A 22,547-nucleotide genomic window follows, 5' to 3' on the forward strand; every position below is an offset into this window, starting at 1 on the left:
TCTTCATATACAATTGCGAGAAAACATAATAGACTTGAAGAAGCAGTGATACATAGGAGTGAAAAGAAATGAAAGAGATAAAAGAAGCCTATCTTGAATGCGGCCAGATTGTCAGCGCCCGCGAACCAGCCTGCTACAAAGCATTTTCGTTTCTTCCACTGAAGCAAAGGCAGGCAGCTTGGGCGGTTGTGGCGTTTTGCCATACGGCAGCCAATGCGGATGGGAAGGCGTTATCTGCCATTGAAGCTGAGGCGGAAGATGTTTTTTCCGGGACGTATAACGGGAATCACTTTTTGTTGAAGGCTTTTGGTCATGCGTACCAAACCTTTACTCTGGACAGTGAGCCATTCCGTGAGTTTATGGCCGCACAGAAAGCGGAAGATAAACCGTTCGAAAATCTTGATGAACTGCTCATGCACGCATACCAGACAGGTGGCGCAGCCGGATTGATGCTGCTCCCGATCATGACGCGCCGGCATCGGGAACAGTTGACACATGCAGCCGGTTCACTCGGTTTAGCGATTCAGCTGATTCGGATTCTGAGAGATATCGGCACTGGCCAACAGCAAAAAAAACGCATCCCCCGGCAGGTGATGCAGCAATTTGGATATACAGAGGACGACCTTCAAAATGGCGTCGTGAATAAGGCGTTTACTATGACATGGGAGTATATCGCTTTTGAAGCGGAAGCCTATCTTGAGGAGTGTCTGGATGCATTGCCGCTATTTCCGCAGTATTCACAAAAAACGGTGAAAGCCGCTCTTCATTTGTACCGGGCTGTTTTAGAAAAAATCCGTGCGGAGCAGTATGATGTATTTCAACATCAATACGCCCTCACAGAGAATGAAGTGAAGCGGATTCTGTCTGACATATAAAAAAACACCCGGCCTTATTGAGCCGGGTGTTATGCCATACCTTTTTGAATCCAGATGCGGGAGCGCCATCTTCTGTACATTAAGATTCCGCGAACCCATTCGTCCGCAATAAAGGAAATCCAAACGCCGGCAAGACCGAAACCGAGATGGATGCCGAATAGATAAGCAAGCGGGAGACCGATGCCCCACATTGAAATCATTGCCATGTAAACCGGGAATTTCGCATCCCCCGCTGCACGCAGGGAGTTAATGATAATGACATTAAACGAGCGGCCTGGTTCAAGGATAATCGTCATGGCAATCAAAAGGCTCGCAGTCGCAATAATGTCAGGGCTTTGTGTAAAGATGCCAATCAGGTCTTTTGAAAAGATCGTCATTAAAACTGAGGTAGCCGCAGCAATTCCGAGTGCCCAATATAAGCTCTTCATGCAGCGCTCATAAGCGGCATCAAATTGTTTGCCGCCGATATAACGGCCGATTAAAATTTGCGTACCCTGGCTGATGGCAGTGCCGAACAACAAAATAAACATCGTAATATTTTGCGTATACACTTTTGTTGTCAACGCCTGCGCGCCCATGATCGCGATAAAATACGTGACAATCATTTGCGACAGGTTGTATGACAGCTGCTCTCCCGCAGAAGGGATGCCGATTTTCAGCAGCTTGCGCAAATGCTCTTTATGCATATGAAATACTTTTTTCAGCGACATCTTCAGCTGAATGCGTTTGTTGACTATCACAATCATCGCGATTAATCCGATGACGCGGGCGATAGATGTAGACAGCGCCACACCGGCAACGCCGAGAACAGGAAAGCCGAACAAACCGAAAATCACCACAAAGTTTCCGGCAATGTTTAAAATGTTCATGCCGATAGTGACAAACATTGTATCTTTTGTGTAGCCGTAGCTTTTTAAGACCGCGCTGAATGTCATAATTAAAGCCTGAATAAAGGACAGACCTCCGACAACTTGTAAAAAGACTTTCGCATCAGGCATCAGCTCGTTTGATAATCCCATCATATGAAGCAGAGGGACCGCCGCGAAAAAAATGATGGCACTGATCGCAAGGCTGATGAAGAAGTTGGCGCCGATTGACACATAAGCGACTTCCATGGCTTCTTTCTTTTGCCGCGAGCCTAAAAATTGTGAAATCACAACGGTCGTTCCTGTGGCGATAAAGCTGAACATCACGATAATTAAATTCAAAATCTGGTTGCTGACGCCGACTGCTGCCACGCTGTTATCCGAGTATTGGCTGAGCATCAGTGTATCGGCATTACCCATAAACATATATAATGAGACCTCAATAAAGATCGGCCAAGTAAGCGAAAATAATGAGAACGTTTTGTCAGCGGGTTTTTTCAAAGCAGTTGATTTGAAGACAGCTTGTTTCATCGTGTCTAACCCCTTTCGTAAATAAAATCAACGTTTTAAAGTGTACCTCCATTTCCTTATAATAAAAAGGGAGAGAAACGATACTTCTTGTAAAAATCCGACTTAAAAAGGAGGATGATTCAAATGCCTCGCATCCTGTTTACAGTCCCGCCTTTTCCGGTATTTATCGCAGCCGGAGAAGGGGTTTTTAAAAAGGGAGAAACCCATGTGAAACGTGTATTCTCCGTGTTTGATCTGATATATGTCAAAGACGGAACGTTATATATTACGGAAAATGAGAAATCATTCTCCATTGAAGGCGGCGAGTACATTCTGCTTTCTCCCGGTCTCGAACACTATGGAACGAAGGGCAGTGATGAAGCAACCTCCTACTATTGGCTTCACTTCGATGAACACCGTTATGAATTTACAGCTAAGGGAGGCAGCAATTGGTCTGAGCTTCAGCAGGAAAAAGGGAGCTTCGAAGAGCCGGCCCGCTACGGATTGGCTTTGCCGAGAAAAGGCAAGGTGCAGCGCCCGCAGTTTATGGCGCAGCAGTTTGAAAGACTGATTGATTACTCCGCGGAAAACTCCGATTTGCCGCTTAGAAAGCAAATCTTATTTGAGGAGCTGATGCTGCATCTGCAAAAAGAAGCGTTCCAAATACCGTCTGCGAAAGAGCGGGTAGCCTGGGAGGCGGCCCGGTACTTACAGGAGCATTATAAGGAAAAGACGACAATCAAGGATCTGTCACTCGCCCTTCACTATCATCAGGATTATGTGAGCCGCTGCATGCAGCAGGTGCTCGGCGTAACGCCGGCACAATACACGAACCGGGTGAGAATGACAGAAGCGAAGCGTCTTTTATCCTCTACAAATGATAAAATGGGTGTTATTGCAGAAACGGTTGGAATGGAAGATCCGACATACTTTTCAAAACTCTTTAAGCAGATAGAAGGGATTTCACCAATTGAATACCGGAAAATTGTCAGCCGTAAAGTTCAATAACCAAACGAGGGATCAACATGAAAACAACAATCTACGATGTGGCAAGGGCGGCGGGTGTCTCGATTACAACTGTGTCGCGTGTGATTAACCATACGGGGAGAATCAGCGACAAAACGCGGCAGAAGGTCATGAATGTCATGAATGAAATGGCATACACGCCCAATGTCCACGCCGCGGCGTTAACGGGAAAACGAACGAATATGATCGCTCTCGTAGCGCCTGATATTTCAAATCCGTTTTACGGCGAACTTGCCAAAAGCATTGAAGAAAGAGCGGATGAGCTTGGTTTTCAAATGATGATTTGCAGCACCGATTACGATCCGAAAAAAGAAACGAAATATTTTTCTGTTCTGAAGCAGAAAAAGGTGGACGGCATTATTTTTGCGACAGGGATTGAAAACCATGACAGTATGTCTGCTTTGGAGGAAATCGCCAATGAACAGATTCCGCTTGCCATGATTTCTCAGGATAAACCGCTGCTTCCGATGGATATTGTCGTCATGGATGATGTTCGCGGCGGGTACGAGGCTGCCAAGCATCTTCTGTCACTCGGCCACACGAACATCGCCTGTATTGTCGGAGACGGGTCAACGACAGGTGAAAAAAATAGAATCAAAGGCTTCCGCCAGGCGATGGAGGAAGCGGGCGTGCCCATTGATGAGTCACTGATCATCCCGACTCGATTTTCCTTGGAAAGCGGCAAGGAAGAAGCGGGTAAATTGCTTGACAGAAACGCTCCGACGGCTATTTTTGCCTTCAATGACGTATTGGCCTGCGCCGCCATACAAGCTGCAAGAATAAGAGGCATAAAAGTGCCGGACGACCTTTCTATCATTGGTTTTGATAACACGATACTCGCAGAAATGGCGGCTCCGCCCCTGACGACCGTAGCCCAGCCGATAAAAGATATGGGGCGAAGCGTCATTGAACTGCTGGCAGAAGCAATAGAGGGAAAACGAAAGACGAAACATAAAATAGTGCTCCCGCCTGAACTTGTAATCAGACATTCTACATCACCGCCTAACACATAAGCCCGCTAATGAGCGGGGTTTTTGATTTAAAAAACATATTGCGTGTCAACAAAAGGCAGTGTAAAATGAAACCATCTTTTGAGAAAGCGCTTGCGCAATAAATGAAAGCGGAGTTGCCGCTGTTTTTTTAACTGTTAAGAGAAAGCGCTTTCTCCAAGCGATCCTGAAATGAGACAAAGGAGAGGATGGGGAGTGGAACATCAAGTAAGATGCGCAGTATTGGGATTAGGAAGGCTCGGTTATTATCATGCGAAAAATCTCGTTACCAGTGTACCAGGGGCAAAGCTGGTCTGTGTCAGTGATCCGTTGAAAGGGAGAGCGGAGCAGGTTGCCAGAGAATTCGGTATCGAAAAATGGTCAGAGGACCCATATGAGGTGTTAGAAGATCCCGGTATTGATGCTGTCATTATCGTAACGCCGACAAGCACACATGGTGATATGATCATCAAAGCAGCCGAGAACGGCAAACAGATCTTTGTTGAAAAACCGCTGACATTAAGCCTTGAGGAATCTAGAGCAGTTTCTAAAAAAGTGCAGGAGACAGGTGTCATTTGCCAAGTCGGCTTTATGAGACGATTCGATCCTGCATACGCAGATGCCAAGCGGCGGATTGACGCAGGTGAAATCGGCAAACCTATCTATTATAAAGGCTTTACGCGCGATCAAGGCGCGCCACCCGCAGAGTTTATCAAACACAGCGGTGGGATTTTTATTGACTGTTCCATCCATGACTATGATATTGCCCGTTATTTGCTAGGGGCGGAAATCACATCTGTTTCAGGACACGGCAGGATTCTGAACAATCCGTTTATGGAACAGTACGGCGATGTGGATCAGGCGCTGACGTATATTGAATTTGACTCCGGCGCAGCGGGGGATGTCGAGGCAAGCAGAACCTCTCCATACGGACATGACATCCGGGCGGAGGTGATCGGGACAGAGGGCAGTATTTTCATAGGAACATTGAGAAATCAACATGTGACCATCCTTTCGGCTAAAGGGAGCAGTTTTGATATCATTCCAGACTTTCAAACTCGTTTTCATGAAGCCTACTGCTTGGAGCTTCAGCATTTTGCCGAGTGTGTCCGGGATCGAAAAACGCCGATTGTGACAGATATCGATGCGGCAATCAATTTAGAAGTGGGCATCGCGGCGACCAATTCCTATAAGAGCGGCAGGCCCGTACAGCTTGATGTGAAGGGTGCTTATACAGGTATGTAAAAGCTAATATGTTGCATTTGAGGCTTTCCGCAAAAAAAGCAAGGACATTTTAGCCCTTGCTTTCTCTTTTCTCATATAAATAGTACATATAATCAGTAGGTATGCCTGAATGGCCCAGCTGTCTCAGCATGGCGGTTACGTTCCCTCTGTGGTAAGTGCCGTGATTGACGACATGCAGGATGGTGTCTGCATAGGTTGATTCCAGTGTACCTAGTTTCGGATGCTGCATTGTGAAGGTCTGTTCTAAGTCCGTCTGGCGGCTGAAGAAATCATGATACTGTGACTCCAGCTCGGCAGCGTGCTGTTTAATCGCTGCCATATTACCTTGCGCGGACTCTAATTTACCTGCGCTTTCTATAATCTCTTGGTAGGCCACTCCCGAAAGAACATTCAGCCAAATGTAGTCAGCCCTGCACATATGAAGCAGCACGTCGCTGACAGAAGGAAATACGCTCTTTACTTCTTGATAGGCAGTTTCCTCCGGCAGGTTTTCGATATGGGTAAATATTTTCTTGTTTGCCCAAGAATGATAGTCATAAAACTGTTTTGCATCAGTCATCAGCATTGCCCCCTTTTCTAAGAAATTCGTTTTTTTCATCTGTTTCTCCTTCAATTGCAAAAGAGTGACACCCCAAAATATCCTGCCGCTGCCCACATGACCGCTGCAGAGCATTTGTTTACGATCACCATTAGCCTGCCGCTCGTATCCATTGTTTGAAACAGCCTGCCCGCTATTGCAAGACTGCTAAACCAAATCCAAGATACAGCGATGCAGGCGGCCATAAAGAGCCATTTCTCAAGCCCCGAATATTGAAGAGAACTCGTGCCGATGACACCGATCGTGTCCAGAATGGCATGCGGGTTTAAAAGTGAAGCAGCGGCCGCAAACACGGCTTGCTTTTTTGCTGTAAACGTATGTTTTTCATCTTGGCTTGTTTTTGGACGGCTGTTCCAAGTTACCCAGCCCATATAAAGCAAAAATAAAAATCCGCCGGCCATCATTACTGCCTTAAACATGGGCAGCTGCTGCACAATGACAGATACGCCCGCAACAGCTAATACAATGAGCAGGGTGTCGCAGACTGAAGCACTGATGACGGCGGGGAGTGCTCGCCAAACTTGCTTTTGCCACGCGCCTTGCTGAAAAATAAATACATTCTGCACTCCCAGCGGCAAAATTAAGCCAAACGCGAGCACAATTCCGTGAATGATTGCATTCATGCTGATAAAAGCTCCCTTCACATCTTTTTTTCAATCATAAAAGAGATGTTTACCAAAGTCTCCAGCCATTTGGTTGGGATTAGACCCAGCCAAATGTATAATGTGAAAAAAGGGGGCATGACCTTGTCGCAATGGAAGCCAAGCCGAAAGTTAGATGTTCCGCTGCATCGGCAGATCGAACAATATATGAAAGACAAGATTCTTCACGGAGAGTGGGCTGTAGGGACGAAAATCCCTGCGCAGAGAACGCTGGCCGACATGTTTCAAGTCAACCGCAGCACAGTCACAGCAGCTATAGATGAACTCACGTCTCAAGGCTTGTTAGAGGGAAGAAGAGGCGGCGGTACGAAGGTTGTAAACAGTACTTGGAGCGTGCTGGCGGCTGAGCCTCCGCTTGATTGGAGCGATTACGTCCGTTCAGGAATTCATCACCCTAATTCTTCTATCATTCAGGAAATTAATCAAAACGAACCAAGAGCGGATATCATCAGATTAGGCACAGGAGAGCTTTCACCGGATCTGCTGCCTGCTGATACAATGCGCCGGATGTTTCAGAAGATCAATCCGCAGGCTCTGTCTTTAGGATACGAGCAGCCGAAAGGAAACCGTCAGTTGCGGGAGGCGGTGGCGGAGCATTTAAAAGGCAAGCAGATCCATGTCAGTCCGTCAGCGATTTTAATTGTGTCAGGCGCACTTCAGGCGCTCCAGCTTATTTCAATCGGGCTTCTAAAACGGGGTTCTGTCATTTTGACGGAGAAGCCGTCCTACCTTCAATCTTTGCATGTGTTTCAATCAGCGGGGATGCGGCTTCGCGGCTTGCCGATGGATAAAGAAGGGGTCAAGGCGGGGCTCGTTTCTTCTTATCGAAAACAATATGGAGGACAGCTGCTTTACACGATTCCGTCGTTTCATAATCCGACTGGCACAGTCATGTCAGAGCAGCGAAGGAAAGAGATCATCAGCCTGTCAAAAAAAGAGCAGCTGCCCATCATTGAGGATGATGCGTACGGTGATTTATGGTTCGAAGAAAAACCGCCGCGGCCGTTGAAAGCAATGGATCACGAGGGCAATATTCTGTACTTGGGCACGTTTTCAAAAACGGTTAGTCCCGGTCTGCGAATCGGCTGGATTGCCGGTCCGGAACCGGTCATTGAAAGGCTGTCGGACATTAAAATGCAGACAGACTACGGTTCAAGTGGACTGTCCCAGTGGGCGGCTGCCGAGTGGCTGTCGCAGGGGTATTATGAAGAGCATCTGACTTGGGTGCGAAGGGTGCTTAAACAAAGGAGAGACGCCGCCGTTCATTTTCTCGAGCGGTATGCGGGGGACATTGCCTCGTGGCGGATTCCTGCCGGCGGCTTTTATATTTGGGTGACATTTCATAAAAACCTGCCTGTCAGCCGTTTCTTTTATGAACTGCTGAAACGGCAAGTGCTTGTGAATCCCGGTTTCATTTATGACGGCGAAGACCGAAACAGCATCAGGCTGTCATATTCCTATGCATCTCTTGGAGATTTGGAAACTGGCATTAAGGCGGCAGCCGAAACAGCCCGCCGCCTGATGATGTCCTAAGCTTTTGTTATACGATGACAGCTCCCAGCGCCCTGGCGAAAGAAATCGCGTGCTCAGGTGCGATTTTGCAGCCTTTCAATTTGTCGAGGGAGACATGAAGCTGTTCAAAACGGCACGTGCTGATGTCCATGTTTTGAAGGGACGTGCCGGAAAAGCTGGCGCCTTCCAATTCGCACCTGTCAAAGTGTGTCTGCTGGAGCACCGTATTGCTGCACTCACTTTGCATAAGAGCACAGTGATCAAATCGAACTTGTTTCATATTTGAATACGAAAATGAGCTGAAATGTCCGTGGCATTCCTCGAATGAAACATTCCGCAGCGTTGCTTCCGCCACATTCATTCCAACCATTTTTGACTGCTTAATAGAAGTTCTGTGAATGACAGCTCCGCTGAAATCGGCGTTTGATAAATCACATTTTTCAAAGATTACATCGGTCAGTTCAATATGCCGAAAAGACACATCGATAAACACGACATTTCTAAAGATCGTTTTTTCCACACAAAGTCTTTCGATATCTTCGCCGAAGATTGTACAATCTTCAAACAAATGCTTGCTGATTACATCATCCTGCGTCACGGCATCATGAAAATCTGCGGTTTGCAGGTTTTCCGGTATATTCGGTTTTTGAATTGTAATTTTATTCATGTGATGACATCCTTTGCTGCCCGAAAAACAGAGGCTTCCGGGTTCAATTTAGTAGATCGTTAAGGAATTTGATACATATAGTAAATCGTAAAGAGCCTTTCTTGGTACAGCAGCCCGCTTGTTTTGTAAGCATAAATGGAAAGCTTCCTGTACGTCAAGGCGTTTACAGGCCGGGAAAGCCAAAGGGAACAGGAGGAATGCGGAATGGGACATTACGTCAAAACCGAGGAGCATGTGACACTGTTTGTAGAGGATATCGGACATGGAAGGCCAATCATCTTTTTGCACGGGTGGCCGTTGAATCATAAGATGTTTGAATATCAAATGAATGAGCTTCCGAAAAGAGGCTTCCGTTTTATCGGCATTGATTTACGGGGATATGGACTATCTGATCGCCCTTGGGAAGGCTATGATTATGACACGATGGCCGATGATGTGAAAGCAGTCATTTATACGCTGCAGCTTGAGAATGCGATTCTTGCCGGTTTTTCAATGGGCGGAGCCATTGCAGTCCGTTATATGGCAAGGCATGAGGGAGCCGATGTTGATAAGCTGATATTACTGTCAGCAGCGGCACCCGCGTTTACAAAACGCCCGGGTTATCCGTACGGCATGAGGAAACAGGATATTGACGATATGATTGAACTGTTCAAAACGGATCGGCCCAAAACACTGGCGGATTTAGGGAAACAGTTTTTTGAGAAAAAAGTGTCCCCAGAGCTTAGACAGTGGTTTCTCAATCTGATGCTGGAGGCCTCCTCCTACGGGACGATCCACTCGGGCATTGCATTAAGAGACGAGGATCTCAGAAAGGAACTTACTGCAATCAAGGTGCCGACGCTGATCTTGCACGGGAGAAAAGATAAAATTGCGCCGTTTGATTTTGCGAAAGAATTGAAGCGCGGCATCAAACAGTCAGAATTGGTTCCGTTTGCAAACAGCGGGCACGGAGCATTTTATGAGGAAAAAGAGAAGATTAACAGTTTGATTGCAAAGTTCTCCGACTCATAAGAAAAAACCCGACATTGATCGGGTTTTTTATATAATTCCTCTGTTTTGCAGTTCGTTAATGATGAGGTCAGCTCCATCGGAAATAGAGATCTGGTCCGATTCAATGATAAAATCGGGTGAAATCGGCGCTTCATACGGAGAATCGATCCCGGTGAAATGTTTGATCTCTCCGTTTCGCGCTTTTTTATAAAGTCCTTTTGGATCGCGCTGTTCACAAACATGCAGCGGGCACTTTACATAAATTTCGAAGAACTCATCTTTAGGAAAGAGCGCTCTAACCATGTCCCGGTCTTCTCTGAATGGAGAGATAAAAGCCGTTAAAATCATTTGTCCGCTGTCGACAAATAGCTTTGCCACTTCTCCGATCCGGCGGATGTTTTCAATCCTGTCACGAGTCTGAAATCCAAGATCTTTGTTTAAGCCGTGGCGGATATTATCACCGTCAAGCACGTAGCTCTGAATGCCCCTGCGGTAAAGCTTTTCATCGACTGCATTGGCCAGCACCGATTTTCCGGAGCCTGATAAGCCGGTAAACCAGAGGACGCAGCTTTTGTGTCCGTTTAAGGACTGTCTGTCAGACTTTGAGATGGCAGCGGGATGCCAAATGATGTTCGGATTGTGTGTCATTTTAATTCCCCGCTGTTTTGCTGGATGGCAACAGGCTGTTGATGAAGTCCCTTGATCAGCACGGCTGCGACCTCAGGCCGGCTGAACTCTTTAGGCGGCTTTTTGCCTTGGCGGAGAAGCTCTCTCACTTTTGTGCCTGATAAGTGGATGTGGTCTCTTGAGCTGTGCGGACATGTTTTGGAGGTGCCCATGTTTCCGCATTTTCGGCAATAAAAGCTGTGCTCGAAAAACAGCGGCTTGATGCCAAGCTCCTCCTCTGTGAATGATTGAAAAATATCTTGGGCGTCGTATGTCCCGTAGTAGCTGCCGACCCCTGCGTGATCACGGCCTACAATAAAATGGGTGCAGCCGTAATTTTTTCGGACGAGCGCATGGAAAATCGCTTCCCGCGGACCTGCATAACGCATGGCGGCAGGGAAAACCGATAACATGACACGATCCTTTGGATAGTAGTGATCAAGCAAAACCTGGTAGCTCTCCATTCTGATATCGCTCGGGATATCGTCTGACTTTGTTTCGCCGACAAGCGGGTGAAGCAGCAGACCGTCGACCGTTTCTAACGCTGTTTTTTGTATATATTCATGCGCTCTGTGAACAGGGTTCCTGGTTTGAAAGCCGACAATCGTTTGCCAGCCGAGTTTTTGAAAGGCCGCTCTTGTTTCTGCGGGCGCTGCATAAAACTGTTCGAAAGGTTTGTCAGGCAGGCGGCTGACCGTGATAGGCCCCCCGATATAATAATCCGGGCGCGCCAGCAATTTTTTTACGCCTGGGTGGGCAGGATCGGTTGTTTTAAAAACAGACAGTGCTTCCAGTGTTTTATCAGGCCGGTATATATCGGTGACTGTGATCATGCCGTAGGTAACGCTGTCTTTCACAAGCTTGACGTGATCTCCGGCAGACAGCTGTTTTGCTGTTTCTTCTCCGACAGCCAGCGTAATCGGCAGACTCCACGGCAAGCCGTTTGCCAGCCTCATTTCTTTCACAACACGATGATAATCCTTTTCTCCCAAAAAACCTGTTAACGGGCTGTAGCCGCCGATCGCAATAAGCTCCAGGTCGCTCAGTGCAAGCTGATCCAGCTCCGCTTCGCACGTGCACCCTTCAAAACGGCATGCGGGATCACAGCGGTTGATTAATACCCCTCCATGGGGCTCGTTTCCATTCAACGTGTTCAACCTCCATTTATACGTTTCCTTGTTTTCTTTTCTGCACTTCAATGAAAGCTTTACATCAGCGCCTTAACATCATTTCGATTCTCACAGCAAGAACCTGCCATCCGCTATTCCTGATGCAGGCCGCATTCTGTTTTCTCCCGTCCGGCCCATCTTCCAGCCCTCTCATCGTTCGGGTCCGAGGAAGGCAATGTACACATTTCACAGCCTATGCTCGGATAATGTTGATCGTGCAGTTTGTTGTAAGGCAAATTGTGCAGGCGGATGTACGTCCAAACGTCATCCCATGTCCAGTGGATGAGCGGGCAAATTTTGATGAGCTTAAACTTCTGGTCCTGGTTTACGTATTGAATATGCTTTCTCGTTGGCGACTGCTCCCGTCGCAGCCCTGAAATCCAAGCTGTCATGCCGGACAGGTGCTTTTTGAGCGGTTCGATTTTCCGCAATTGGCAGCAGAGGTTCGGGTTATGCTTCCACAGCTCTCCGCCGTACTTCGTCTCCTGTTCTGCCAGGCTCAGCTCGGGTTCGAGCAGCTGGATTGTAAATCCCGGATACCGCTCTTTGACAGCCTCGATCAGCTCATATGTTTCTTGAAAATGAAGCCCTGTATCCAAAAAGATGATGTGTGCGTTTTTGTTGATTTTTGATATTAAGTCGAGAAGCACCATCCCTTCTGCGCCAAAGCTGCAGGCGTACACAATCTTTTCCCCGTACGTTCGGTAAGCCCATTTCAACACATCGAGCTCATCGATCAATTGATCCGTTACCTGTTTGGATAGCATGTCGTTCCATGTGTCATACGTGATGGTTTCGTTCAACGTTTTCCCCCCGTTTGCATCTGCTTTTTTATCTATTTATCGAGTTATAGGCAGACTATTCATTTTTTGCATAAAGGTTCAGGGTTTTTAGGTGCCGCGCCCGCCTAAAATGAGGAGCGGAACCATTAAGAGCCCGGCTGAATATGCTTTTAAGCAAAATGGTTTTATGCCCAAGGAGAGGTATTATGCCGATTTCCATTTATCAGGGGCATCATCATTCGCTTGCCCCGGCGGATATTAACATCGTCATTGATGTCATCAGAGCCTTTACGGTCGCCCATTATGCGTTTATCGGCGGGGCGAAAGAGATTTTGTTGGTCCGGACGGCTGATGAAGCCTTTGCGCTGAAAGGCACCTATCCGGATTATGTATTGACGGGAGAGGAAAAGGGGGTCGGTATCAGCGGATTTGATTTAGATAATTCTCCTAAGCGCATGGCTGAGCAGGATATGGCGGATAAGCGTCTGATCCAGAAAACAACTAATGGCGTCACAGCGGCGTTGGGGGCGCTGAATGCAAAGCATCTGTTCGTAACTGGATTTTCCAATGCCAAAACAACGGCACAGCATGTAAAAAAGCTCGCCACAAACGATTGTGTCATAAACATTGTGGCTTCCCACCCATCCGGTGATGACGATATGGCGTGTGCGGAGTATATCAAAGGCATCATTGAAGGGACAAATGCGGTAACGGCTGAGGAGGCGATTCAAAGAATAAAAGGCTCTTCTGTTGCAGAGAAATTTTTTGACCGCCGCCAGCCATTATTTGATTCGGAGGACATCGCTTACTGTGCAAAAGAACTGACGGGCGATTTTGTGATGAAAGTGAAACAAGATGGAGAAGTTCCAACGATAGAGAGGGTCATAATATGAATGATTTTTCACTAGAATTGCCAGTGAGAACAAATAAGCCGAGAGAAACCGGGCAGTCCATTTTAATTGATAACGGCTATCCCTTGCAATTTTTCAAAGATGCGATAGCTGGAGCGTCCGACTATATTGATTTTGTGAAATTCGGCTGGGGCACATCATTACTTACGAAAGATCTTGAAGAAAAAATCAGCACGCTAAAAGAGCATGACATTTCATTTTTCTTTGGCGGCACACTGTTCGAAAAGTACGTAAGCCAGAAAAAAGTGAATGAGTTTCATCGGTACTGCACCTATTTCGGCTGTGAATATATTGAGATTTCAAACGGTACGCTCCCGATGACAAATAAAGAGAAAGCGGCTTACATTGCCGATTTTTCTGATGAATTTCTTGTGCTTAGTGAGGTGGGCAGCAAGGATGCGGAATTAGCAAGCCGGCAAAGCTCTGAGGAATGGCTTGAATATATCGTTGAAGATTTGGAAGCGGGCGCGGAAAAAGTGATTACAGAAGCCAGAGAAAGCGGGACGGGAGGGATCTGTTCCAGCAGCGGCGATGTCAGGTTTCAAATTGTTGACGACATCATTTCCTCGGATATTGATATCAACAGGCTGATTTTTGAAGCGCCTAACAAAACGCTTCAGCAAGGGTTTATTCAAAAAATCGGGCCGAATGTGAATCTGGCCAATATTCCATTTCATGATGCCATCGCGTTGGAGACGCTGCGTTTAGGGCTAAGATCCGATACCTTTTTTCTGTAAAACAGCGGCTGCGGGGCTCTCGTCGTGAAGAGAGCCTCTGCCTATTATTTTTTATGGCGGTACATAGGCGTGAGATAGGGAAGAGAGGTCAGGCGGATGTTGTAGATGAAGTCGATGACTCTTGTCGATATCACCTGGCATATGAGGGCTTGAATGACGATGCCCCAGTCAATAATAGACGCGGTGACCATAAAAATGATGCAATTCATGATGAGCAGAATCGTTCCGGGATTTCCGCCGCGGTAGATAGAAATCATTAGAGCAAGGGCTCCGAATCCTCCGTTCGAAATTTTATATTTGTATAAAAGTCCGATGCCGAGTCCCAATAACACTGCGCCGCTTGCCAGATCAAGCCACAGGTTTGAAGTGATATCCGGAAAAACCGCATCAAAGATCAATACCGAGACAGAGGTGACGGTGATAGAAGCGAGGGTGCCGGTAAATGTCCTCATCTCCAGCCACTTTAAAGCAGTAAAAAGCATTGATACATTCACAGCCCACACTGAAAAGCCGTGGGGAATTTGAAACAGATAATGCAATAGCACCGCAATACCTGCTGCACCGCCTGTCGGAATATCATGCGGAAATAAAAACAAGGACATGCCGAGTCCCTGTAGTACGCCGCCTACGACAATCATAAACGTGAGTTTTGCTTTCATCAGCAGTTCAGCCATTAAGTCATTTGCTCCTTTATGAAAAGACTTGTCCGCTGTTTTCATTTTATGAGGCTGTCCATGATTTATGTCTCAAAATGAAGAAATGGCCCAGCTTAATAGGCTGAGCCATCCCACTTGCAGCGATTGATGATTTCCATATTGATCTCTGTTCCAATGCCTTTTCCTTTCGGGATGTGGACCATTCCTTTTGAAGGCTGCAGGCTGACGAGATCTGTAAAAGGATTCTCCATGACGTCCCACTCGATCGGTTCAATTTGATCGTTCTTCATTTTAGACCATGGGGGCAGGCAGGCTTGTGCAAATAAAGCATAGAGCCGTGAAAGTGATCCATCATATGCATGGGCGGATGCTCTGACGCCAAAATAACGGGCGAGCTGGAGGCAGTCCCGAAACTCATCGATTCCGTTGACATGCATGACATCAGGCTGAATGATATCCAAACAGCGCTGTGAAAGGAGAGGCGCAAATTGCGCCGCGCCTTTCATGTTTTCTCCACCGGCAACAGGAATAGATAAACGGCTGCGAAGCAAAGCGTAATCCTGCGGCTGATCAAAGGGCAAAGGCTCCTCAAGCCAGCCAATGTTCTCCCATTCGGAGAAATAGCGCTCCCATTTAAACGCCGCAGCGGCATCATAGCTTTGGTTTGCGTCCAGAATGATCGTAATGGAGCTGCCGGCTGTATGCTGCAGCGCATTGATGTGCCGGACATCCTCCTTGAAGGAGGTCCCGCCGATTTTGACTTTGATTTGCTCAAACCCTTTTTTTAACTGGGCTTCAACGTTGGAGACCGAGCGGCTGATCCATTGCGGGGAGTCTGAGTACGATTGAAAAGAGGCGTACACAGGAATCTCTTCTCTGAATCGCCCGCCCCATAATTCGCAAACTGAACAATCCGCAGCTTTGGCCGCAATCTCTGTCAGCGCCATGCTTACAGCGGAGGCCGCCCGCTGGTGCCATTTCTGAACCGTGCGCACTAATGAAAGGCGGCTGCCGGCCTGTTTTCCTAAAAGAAACGGGATGATCCGTTTCGTAAAACCGACATGGAGAGCAGGGAGCCAATCAACACATTCTCCCCAGCCGTCTATACCGCTTTCGGTGATAATCCTGATAAGATAACAAGTCCGATATCGTTTAAGCCCGTTGGCGTCTCCGTATGGCTTTTCTAATCGGTGCAATAGCGGAAAGGTTTCAATTCGTACAATCTTCAAACCGTGTGCTACCTTTCCTCAGCGGGCTGCAGCCGATTGCCAGCCATTTTAGGGTCTTCTTTCTCTTTTGCTTCTTCATTGTTTTGCTTCACATGGATTAACATCATCACAAGAATGCCGACAACGAGAGTCAATCCTGCAATGCTTAAAAACATGCCGGGTCTGGACCATTGCATCAGGCGGCCGAAAATCGGAGGGCCGATTGCTACCCCTAAGAAGCGTACAGATCCGTACAGCGAGGTGACAAATCCCCGTCTTTCCTTGCCGACAGCCCCGGTAATGAAACTGTTCACACAAGGAAGAACAAGACCTGAGCCGATACTGCTCAGCACGAGAACACTGATAAAGAGGACAAGATTTTCAATGAATGACAGTGCCGCGTAAGATACGGTCATGAACGCCAATCCGAGTACGATCAGTTTTTTCATTAACGATTGCTTTTGCCCGATTTTGCTTCCTGTTGTATAAGACGTCACACACATAACCAAAAGTGGAATCGCTAAAATCAAGCCTTTTTTCACGCCGTCGGTGTCGTATGTTTTTTCAAGAACATCTGAGAGGTAAAACAGGATGCCGAATAAAGTAAACAAACAGGTCGCACCGGCTAAATAAGCGGTAAACAGCCATCTGCCTTCATGTTTAAAAACACTTAACAGCCCTTTCGCATATTTTCCGATAGGTGGCGGTTCTTTTTCCTTTTTCTTCTCTTTAATAAAAATCCAAGTCAGCACGATTGAAATGATACAAAACACAGGGAAGGCAAAAAATGCGCCATACCAGACAAGCAGGGCGATAAGCGAGCCGATGATTGGTGAAAGCACTTTCCCCATGCCGTTTGAAGCTTCAACAAGGCCCAGCACCTTGCTCTCCTGGGCGCCTTTAAACAGATCTCCCGTCAGTGCCATGGCAATTGGGCCTGTTCCGGCTGCCCCGATTCCCTGAAGCGCTCGTCCTGCCATGACCCAAGGAAAGGCATTGTCAAAAAAACCTGCCGCAAACCCGGCTAACAAACCGCCGGCACCATACAAAATTAAGCAGGGAATAATGATGATTTTCCTTGAGAATCGGTCTGCGAGATAACCGACGATCGGAATCGTAAATGCTGCAATCAAGGAAAATACTGTGATCACGAGACTGACTTGAAATTGTGATAAATGAAGTTCAGATTTCATTTTTGGTAAAATCGGAATAAGCATCGAGTTTCCGAGGGTTAATATTAAAGGGATTGAACCGATTGCTACAATCGTCATTCCGTTATTTTGTTTTGATGATTCCATCTCAGAGCACACTCCTTTTCTTCTGCTTAGAATGTCCCTGATGACTTCGTTTATTCAGTAATCAGACAGCAAAAAAACCGAACAGAAGATACCTGTTCGGGAAAAAGAGGGCTAACCGAGAGCCTGTGAAATCAAAGCATATAAGTGTCCATTTTGAATAGGCGCTTTTTTCTGATAGAACAAAAGCGGAGGTTCATCATCTTTATGAAATCCCATTTCTATCAGGCTGTCATGAAGAGACGTGTGTTCACCTGGTATATCGATTCGCATCGGGCCTTGTTTTCCGGCCGCCAGCCTGCTGATTATTTGTGCAGCAATGTCTGATGATGGAGCGATAATGGGGCCGAATTTCAAATGGGCCGGTGTTTGTACAGATAGTCCGTACCCAATGAACTGTCCGTCAGGTTTTCTGGCGATGACACATTCGCATGAAGTGGAAATAAGCTGCTGCAAAAGGCTTGATCGATTTCCGCCAAAGGCGGCAAGATCCGCCGTCGCTAAGTCTTGAAAGTCTTGTTCTCTAAAGGATGACAGTTTAGTGTCAAGCTGTTTTGTATAAGGTTGAAAACTGTGACAGCTGTACTTTCGCACTGTTCCTGCCGTATGAAAGCCTGCTTTTTCATAAAGCGGCAAACCTTCTTTTGTGGCGCAAAGCCTGATGGCGGTGTTTTCATCCGTTTGGGTGATACAGGCGTTTACCATACGCTTGCCGAGACCAAGCCGTTTATATTCCTTGTCAACGATAACAAGGCCGATAGAAGCAAGACGGCCAAACAAAAACAAGCCGATGCAGGAAATCATCTCACCGCTGACATTTTGATAACCGAAAAAGCGTCCCTGCTGAACAAGCAGTTTCAGCTCTTGTTCGCCATAATCCGGCCACCCGGCTTGCCCGCAAAGCCGCAATAAGCCGGAAACGTGTTCTTCATGAAGCTCAATCAGTTCATCCACTATGTCCATAAGATCACCTGCTTGTTCTAAGTGTTTTGGACATGACAATATGATTGCCAATGCCGGGAATGTCAAATGGTTCGCCAAGTTCCTCCCAGCCAAGCTTGGCATAGTAGCCCTTGACATGGTGTCTCGCGTTACACCATACCGCCTGAACGCCGCTCTCCGCCAGTTTGTGCTCCGCGTGTTTGATCAGCGTGCTTCCAGCTTTCTGATCGCGATATCCTTCGAGCGTTGCCATGCCTCTCAGCCGATACGCAGGGGTTTCCGTTAATAAAGGCTGACTTTGCGGGGAAAAAGAAGCGATGCTGATCAGCGTTCCATCATAAAACACGCCGAGATGAAAGGAGCCTTCTGCATGATCCTCTTCATATTTGCATTGTTCGATGGATTGATGGGGACGCAGAATTCGGTGCCGGATTTCATATGTATCTTCCGCAGAAATGGTTTTGACTTCGAGCATAATTTCCTCCTCCTTATGATTGTTTTTCTATATCGTAACACGAATCTCGTTGAAAAAGACCGCCCGATTCGATCAGGCAGTCTTTTAGGAATTAATGCAAAAAGATATTTTGGCGCTGCTCATCTTTTTGCTGAATATATGACGTCAGCTCGGCGGTTAAGTCAGATCTGAGGAAAGGCGTAATCAAGTAGATGCCGTTAAACAGCTCGCACGCCGTATCCAGCAGGGAGCGTGCAATTGCAAGGCCTTCCGCCTTTTGCTTTTCTTTATCTTCACCGGCATGGGCCATTTTTTCGCGAATCGTATCAGACAGCTTAATGCCGGGAATTTCATTATGGATGAATTCGGCATTCCGGCTGCTTGTCAGCGGCATGATGCCGATATAGATCGGCGTCTTCAGATGTTTTGTTTCGTTATGGATATCGACAAGCTGCTGCTCGGAATAGACAGGCTGAGAAACAAAATAATCCGCGCCGCAATCTATTTTTTTCTCCAGCCGTTTTACCGCTTTATCCAAATGGCGGACGTTAGGGTTAAATGCGGCGGCGACTGAGAAATTCGTTTTCTTGCCAAGCGGTTTTCCAGACAGAGACAGACCTTCATTGAACTGTTTGATCAGCCTGATTAAATCAAAGGATGTTAAATCATACACAGACGTCGCACCGGGAAAATCCCCGATTTTAGAAGGGTCACCTGTAATGGCAAGCACGTCATTCAGCCCTAACGTATCAAGGCCCATTAAATGTGACTGCAAGCCGATAATGTTACGGTCGCGGCACGTAATATGGACGAGGGAACGCATATCGAGCTGCTGCTTGACAAGGGCGCCGCAGGCAACATTGCTGATCCGTGGGGTTGCCAGAGAATTATCGGCGAGTGTCAAGGCATGGATTCCGGCTTCTTTTAATTCAGCGGCCGCCGATAGAAATTTGTCAAAGCTCAGTTTTTTCGGCGGATCCAGTTCTACGATAATAGAGCGTTTTTTCGCCGCGATCTCATTCAGGCCGGGCTCGGTTCGCTCATGCTGCACAGAAATGAATTCTTTCGCCCGGGTTTTGACTTCTTTTTCCGTAATCGGAGCCAGCCCGCTAACCGCTTCTGCCATCGCCCGGATATGATTTGGCGTGGTGCCGCAGCAGCCGCCAATAATCCGCGCACCCTGCTTACGGAATTCTGACGCGCTGTTTTGAAAATACGTGTCATCTGTTTCATAGACGAGCCGTCCCTCTTCAAGCGAAGGAAGGCTGCTGTTTGGATAAACGGATAAGAACACGTCATCAAAAATCGGCACTTCGCTGAGCGCTTCAATCATATGATAAGGGCCGAGGCGGCAGTTAATGCCAACAATATCAGCTCCGAGATCCGCAATCGAGCGCAATGCGTCAGAAAGCGGCGTTCCGTCCTGTAATACGCCTTGCTCGTGCATGGATACATTGAGCATAATCGGAAGATCAGTCTCTTTCCGCGCGATTTTCAGCACTTCACGGGCTTCTTCCAAATCATAATACGTTTCTAACAGCAAGCCATCCGGCTCTTCATGCAGCAGCAGGTACAGCTGCTCGCGGAAGCTGCGCTTAATGTCGTCAAGGCTGTATGCGTTTTTATTAAAGGTGCGTATGCCGCCCATCGTTCCAAGCACGTATGCATCACCTGCTGAAGCCCGCGCGATCTTTACGGCCTCCTGATTCATTTTTTTGATGTCATCCTCAAGACCGTGTCTGGATAATTTAATATAGTTGGCCCCGTACGTATTCGTTTGAATAATGTTGGCTCCCGCTTCAACGTACGCTTTATGTATGCGCTGAATTTCCTCCGGCTTTGAAATATTGAGCTCCTCAAAACACCTGTCAATGCCATAGGAGTAGAGGAGCGTCCCCATGGCGCCGTCACCGATTAACACCTGTCTTTGCAAATCTTCTAAAAGTCCCATTGTCTGCCTCCTTTATTCACATCAGCAAGGAAAAAAGAGAAATAAAAAAAGTCCTCTTAAGAAGAAGACTTTGTCAGTGATTTTGTCTCTTCTTATCTTCCAAGCTGTTCGAGCTTGCTGGATTTAGCACCTTGGTTATGGCTAATCGCCATTACACCGGTTGCTGAAGCTTCGTCGGGCCAGTCCCTCTGCTTCTCTTGATAAGAACGGATATGAAATTTTCGTGTCAGGAAGTGCCGTAAGATACCTGGCGTTTTTCCCTTTCTCCAAATTTATCGAAAATAAAGACAATAATCAATAGGAATCAGAAAATTTATCTGAAATTTATAAATTGAACGTCAATTGGCAGATCTGCTTCACTCACAGCTGAAATAATCTGCTGCAGGTCATCTTTGTTTTTTCCGGTGACGCGCACTTGATCATCCTGCACCTGAGATTTCACTTTCAGTCCGGAGTTTTTGATGATCGTATTGATTTTTTTTGCGTTGTCTTTGTCAATGCCTTGAACAAGCTTTGCACGCTGGCGTACCGTTCCGCCTGACGCATTTTCCACCTTGCCGTAATCAATGTTTTTCGTCGGTACGTTGCGTTTAATCAATTTGCTGACCAGCACATCCTTCAGCTGGCTTAATTTAAATTCGTCATCGGAAACGAGGACCAGCTCCTCTTTATCTAAGGAAATATCGCTTTTGCTTCCTTTAAAGTCATATCGTGTACTGATTTCCTTCAGTGCGATTTGGATCGCGTTTTGCACTTCAGGCAATTCCACTTTTGATACAATATCAAATGAACTTTCTTTTGCCATATGAAAACCTCCATAACATTTAACTTATGTGTTGATTATAGTAGAATAAAGAGAAACTTCCAACAGAACAAAGAATCAATTTGGGATGATTGGAAAAAATGTTAACAAAATCCGTATAAAATAAGCGGAACAGGAAGGACGATAGCATGAGACCAGGGCAGCAATTAACCTTGAGTATAGATCACCAAACCGACTTCGGTTACTTTTTAACCGATGGGGAAGATACGATTCTCTTACATAACAGTGAAATGACTGAGGATATCGAGGACAGAGACGAAGTAGAAGTCTTTATATACGTCGACCAGCAGGAAAGGCTTGCGGCCACGATGAAAATTCCGGTCATCAGCGCGGATGAATATGGCTGGGTTGAAGTGGTGGATAAAGTGGAAGACATGGGCGTTTTCGTTGATGTCGGCTTATCGAAGGACGCGCTAGTCGCAACTGAGCATTTGCCGCCGTACGAAGATGTCTGGCCGCAAAAAGGGGACAAGCTTTACTGTATGCTGAAGGTGACGAACCGGGGGCGCATGTTTGCGAAACCAGCGCCGGAAGATATCATCAGCGAACTGTTTACCGACGCTTCAGAAGATCTGATGAATAAAGAACTGACAGGTACGGTGTACAGGCTGATCGCATCGGGTTCATTCGTGATTACGGATGACGGGATCCGCTGTTTTATTCACCCATCAGAAAGAAAAGAGGAGCCAAGACTCGGTTCAAGAGTCACAGGGCGGGTGATTCAAGTGAAAGAAGACGGTTCGGTCAACTTGTCGCTGCTTCCAAGAAAACAGGATGCAATGTCTGTTGATGCCGAGTACATTCTAACGTACATGAGAACGAGAAACGGCGCCATGCCGTACAGTGACAAAAGCGAGCCTGACGATATCAGAGAACGTTTTAACATGAGCAAAGCCGCCTTTAAACGCGCGCTTGGCCATTTAATGAAAAACGGAAAAGTGTATCAGGAAAATGGATGGACATACGAGAAAAAATAGCATGAAAACGGCTCGCCTGCAGCAGAACTGCGGAGC

Annotated in this window: 21 protein-coding genes, 2 pseudogenes and 1 riboswitch; of the genes and pseudogenes, 9 read left to right on the top strand and 14 right to left on the bottom strand. The window is 46.9% G+C overall.

Features of this window, described 5'->3' with window-relative positions; all coding sequences use genetic code 11:
* Window positions 1-45: 45 nt before the first annotated feature.
* Window positions 46-875 (top strand): annotated as a pseudogene (locus JQX68_RS05930) (phytoene/squalene synthase family protein).
* Between the two features lie 29 nt (window positions 876-904).
* On the opposite strand, the gene JQX68_RS05935 reads toward JQX68_RS05930, so the two are convergent.
* Entirely contained in the window at window positions 905-2,272 is a 1,368-nt protein-coding gene (locus tag JQX68_RS05935; RefSeq protein ID WP_014663475.1) for an MATE family efflux transporter, read from the bottom strand.
* A 123-nt stretch (window positions 2,273-2,395) separates the two neighbouring features.
* On the opposite strand from JQX68_RS05935, the gene JQX68_RS05940 reads away from it, so the two are divergent.
* The 3 genes from JQX68_RS05940 to iolX all read left to right on the top strand — a co-directional run bounded on the left by JQX68_RS05940 (window position 2,396) and on the right by iolX (window position 5,511).
* The gene (locus tag JQX68_RS05940) at window positions 2,396-3,259 is read left to right on the top strand and encodes an AraC family transcriptional regulator (protein WP_069149336.1); all 864 of its coding nucleotides are present in this window, start codon (window positions 2,396-2,398) and stop codon (window positions 3,257-3,259) included.
* A gap of 17 nt (window positions 3,260-3,276) precedes the next feature.
* Entirely contained in the window at window positions 3,277-4,290 is a 1,014-nt protein-coding gene (degA, locus tag JQX68_RS05945; RefSeq protein WP_147771728.1) for a transcriptional regulator DegA, read from the top strand.
* A 192-nt stretch (window positions 4,291-4,482) separates the two neighbouring features.
* Window positions 4,483-5,511 carry a scyllo-inositol 2-dehydrogenase gene (iolX, locus tag JQX68_RS05950; RefSeq protein WP_147771729.1) on the top strand — a complete coding sequence of 343 codons (1,029 nt, stop codon included), beginning with the start codon at window positions 4,483-4,485 and terminating at the stop codon, window positions 5,509-5,511.
* A 49-nt stretch (window positions 5,512-5,560) separates the two neighbouring features.
* Here the strand turns inward: iolX and JQX68_RS05955 are convergent, their stop codons facing one another.
* Together JQX68_RS05955 and JQX68_RS05960 are read right to left on the bottom strand one after the other, a co-directional pair.
* Complete coding sequence (locus JQX68_RS05955) at window positions 5,561-6,070, bottom strand: DinB family protein (RefSeq protein WP_147772418.1); 510 nt, start codon at window positions 6,068-6,070, stop codon at window positions 5,561-5,563.
* A 50-nt stretch (window positions 6,071-6,120) separates the two neighbouring features.
* Window positions 6,121-6,770, bottom strand: a pseudogene (locus JQX68_RS05960) (LysE family transporter).
* Between the two features lie 79 nt (window positions 6,771-6,849).
* Between JQX68_RS05960 and JQX68_RS05965 the strand changes: the two are divergent.
* Window positions 6,850-8,304, top strand: a complete 1,455-nt coding sequence (locus JQX68_RS05965) for an aminotransferase-like domain-containing protein (RefSeq protein WP_147771731.1) — start codon at window positions 6,850-6,852, stop codon at window positions 8,302-8,304.
* 7 nt (window positions 8,305-8,311) lie between these two features.
* On the opposite strand, the gene JQX68_RS05970 is transcribed toward JQX68_RS05965, so the two are convergent.
* On the bottom strand, window positions 8,312-8,950 hold the full coding sequence (locus JQX68_RS05970; protein WP_147771732.1) for a pentapeptide repeat-containing protein: 639 nt from the start codon (window positions 8,948-8,950) through the stop codon (window positions 8,312-8,314).
* Between the two features lie 204 nt (window positions 8,951-9,154).
* Here JQX68_RS05970 and JQX68_RS05975 point away from each other — a divergent pair, with 204 nt between their 5' ends.
* Window positions 9,155-9,961 carry an alpha/beta fold hydrolase gene (locus JQX68_RS05975; RefSeq protein WP_103031851.1) on the top strand — a complete coding sequence of 269 codons (807 nt, stop codon included), beginning with the start codon at window positions 9,155-9,157 and terminating at the stop codon, window positions 9,959-9,961.
* A gap of 27 nt (window positions 9,962-9,988) precedes the next feature.
* Here the strand turns inward: JQX68_RS05975 and cysC are convergent, their stop codons facing one another.
* From cysC to JQX68_RS05990, 3 genes are all read right to left on the bottom strand, one after another.
* On the bottom strand, window positions 9,989-10,588 hold the full coding sequence (gene cysC / locus JQX68_RS05980) for an adenylyl-sulfate kinase (protein WP_147771733.1): 600 nt from the start codon (window positions 10,586-10,588) through the stop codon (window positions 9,989-9,991).
* A complete protein-coding gene (sat, locus tag JQX68_RS05985) occupies window positions 10,585-11,754 on the bottom strand; it encodes a sulfate adenylyltransferase (protein WP_103031853.1) in 1,170 nt (389 codons plus the stop codon). The genes cysC and sat overlap by 4 nt, the downstream gene beginning before the upstream one ends.
* A gap of 113 nt (window positions 11,755-11,867) precedes the next feature.
* Window positions 11,868-12,578 carry a phosphoadenylyl-sulfate reductase gene (locus JQX68_RS05990; protein WP_147771734.1) on the bottom strand — a complete coding sequence of 237 codons (711 nt, stop codon included), beginning with the start codon at window positions 12,576-12,578 and terminating at the stop codon, window positions 11,868-11,870.
* A 185-nt stretch (window positions 12,579-12,763) separates the two neighbouring features.
* On the opposite strand from JQX68_RS05990, the gene JQX68_RS05995 reads away from it, so the two are divergent.
* Entirely contained in the window at window positions 12,764-13,450 is a 687-nt protein-coding gene (locus JQX68_RS05995; RefSeq protein ID WP_147771735.1) for a 2-phosphosulfolactate phosphatase, read from the top strand.
* The gene (locus JQX68_RS06000) at window positions 13,447-14,205 is read left to right on the top strand and encodes a phosphosulfolactate synthase (protein ID WP_014663488.1); all 759 of its coding nucleotides are present in this window, start codon (window positions 13,447-13,449) and stop codon (window positions 14,203-14,205) included. The genes JQX68_RS05995 and JQX68_RS06000 overlap by 4 nt, the downstream gene beginning before the upstream one ends.
* Window positions 14,206-14,249: 44 nt before the next feature.
* Here the strand turns inward: JQX68_RS06000 and JQX68_RS06005 are convergent, their stop codons facing one another.
* The 7 genes from JQX68_RS06005 to JQX68_RS06035 form a co-directional block, all read right to left on the bottom strand.
* Window positions 14,250-14,879 (bottom strand): YitT family protein, encoded by a 630-nt coding sequence (locus tag JQX68_RS06005; protein ID WP_009966972.1) that lies wholly within the window; start codon window positions 14,877-14,879, stop codon window positions 14,250-14,252.
* Between the two features lie 95 nt (window positions 14,880-14,974).
* On the bottom strand, window positions 14,975-16,090 hold the full coding sequence (locus tag JQX68_RS06010) for a mandelate racemase/muconate lactonizing enzyme family protein (protein WP_147771736.1): 1,116 nt from the start codon (window positions 16,088-16,090) through the stop codon (window positions 14,975-14,977).
* Between the two features lie 8 nt (window positions 16,091-16,098).
* Window positions 16,099-17,367 (bottom strand): MFS transporter, encoded by a 1,269-nt coding sequence (locus JQX68_RS06015; RefSeq protein ID WP_014663491.1) that lies wholly within the window; start codon window positions 17,365-17,367, stop codon window positions 16,099-16,101.
* A 111-nt stretch (window positions 17,368-17,478) separates the two neighbouring features.
* Window positions 17,479-18,327 (bottom strand): GNAT family N-acetyltransferase, encoded by an 849-nt coding sequence (locus tag JQX68_RS06020; protein WP_147771737.1) that lies wholly within the window; start codon window positions 18,325-18,327, stop codon window positions 17,479-17,481.
* 4 nt (window positions 18,328-18,331) lie between these two features.
* Window positions 18,332-18,781 carry a GNAT family N-acetyltransferase gene (locus JQX68_RS06025; RefSeq protein WP_147771738.1) on the bottom strand — a complete coding sequence of 150 codons (450 nt, stop codon included), beginning with the start codon at window positions 18,779-18,781 and terminating at the stop codon, window positions 18,332-18,334.
* 91 nt (window positions 18,782-18,872) lie between these two features.
* A complete protein-coding gene (locus JQX68_RS06030; RefSeq protein WP_147771739.1) occupies window positions 18,873-20,711 on the bottom strand; it encodes a bifunctional homocysteine S-methyltransferase/methylenetetrahydrofolate reductase in 1,839 nt (612 codons plus the stop codon).
* A gap of 89 nt (window positions 20,712-20,800) precedes the next feature.
* A riboswitch (SAM riboswitch) is annotated at window positions 20,801-20,918 on the bottom strand.
* 106 nt (window positions 20,919-21,024) lie between these two features.
* Window positions 21,025-21,516 carry a YajQ family cyclic di-GMP-binding protein gene (locus JQX68_RS06035; protein WP_147771740.1) on the bottom strand — a complete coding sequence of 164 codons (492 nt, stop codon included), beginning with the start codon at window positions 21,514-21,516 and terminating at the stop codon, window positions 21,025-21,027.
* A 146-nt stretch (window positions 21,517-21,662) separates the two neighbouring features.
* Here JQX68_RS06035 and JQX68_RS06040 point away from each other — a divergent pair, with 146 nt between their 5' ends.
* Entirely contained in the window at window positions 21,663-22,511 is an 849-nt protein-coding gene (locus JQX68_RS06040) for a CvfB family protein (RefSeq protein WP_147771741.1), read from the top strand.
* The last annotated feature ends 36 nt before the right edge of the window (window positions 22,512-22,547 follow it).

The sequence above is a fragment of the Bacillus sp. LJBS06 genome (assembly GCF_016924995.1).
GTDB lineage: Bacteria > Bacillota > Bacilli > Bacillales > Bacillaceae > Bacillus > Bacillus stercoris.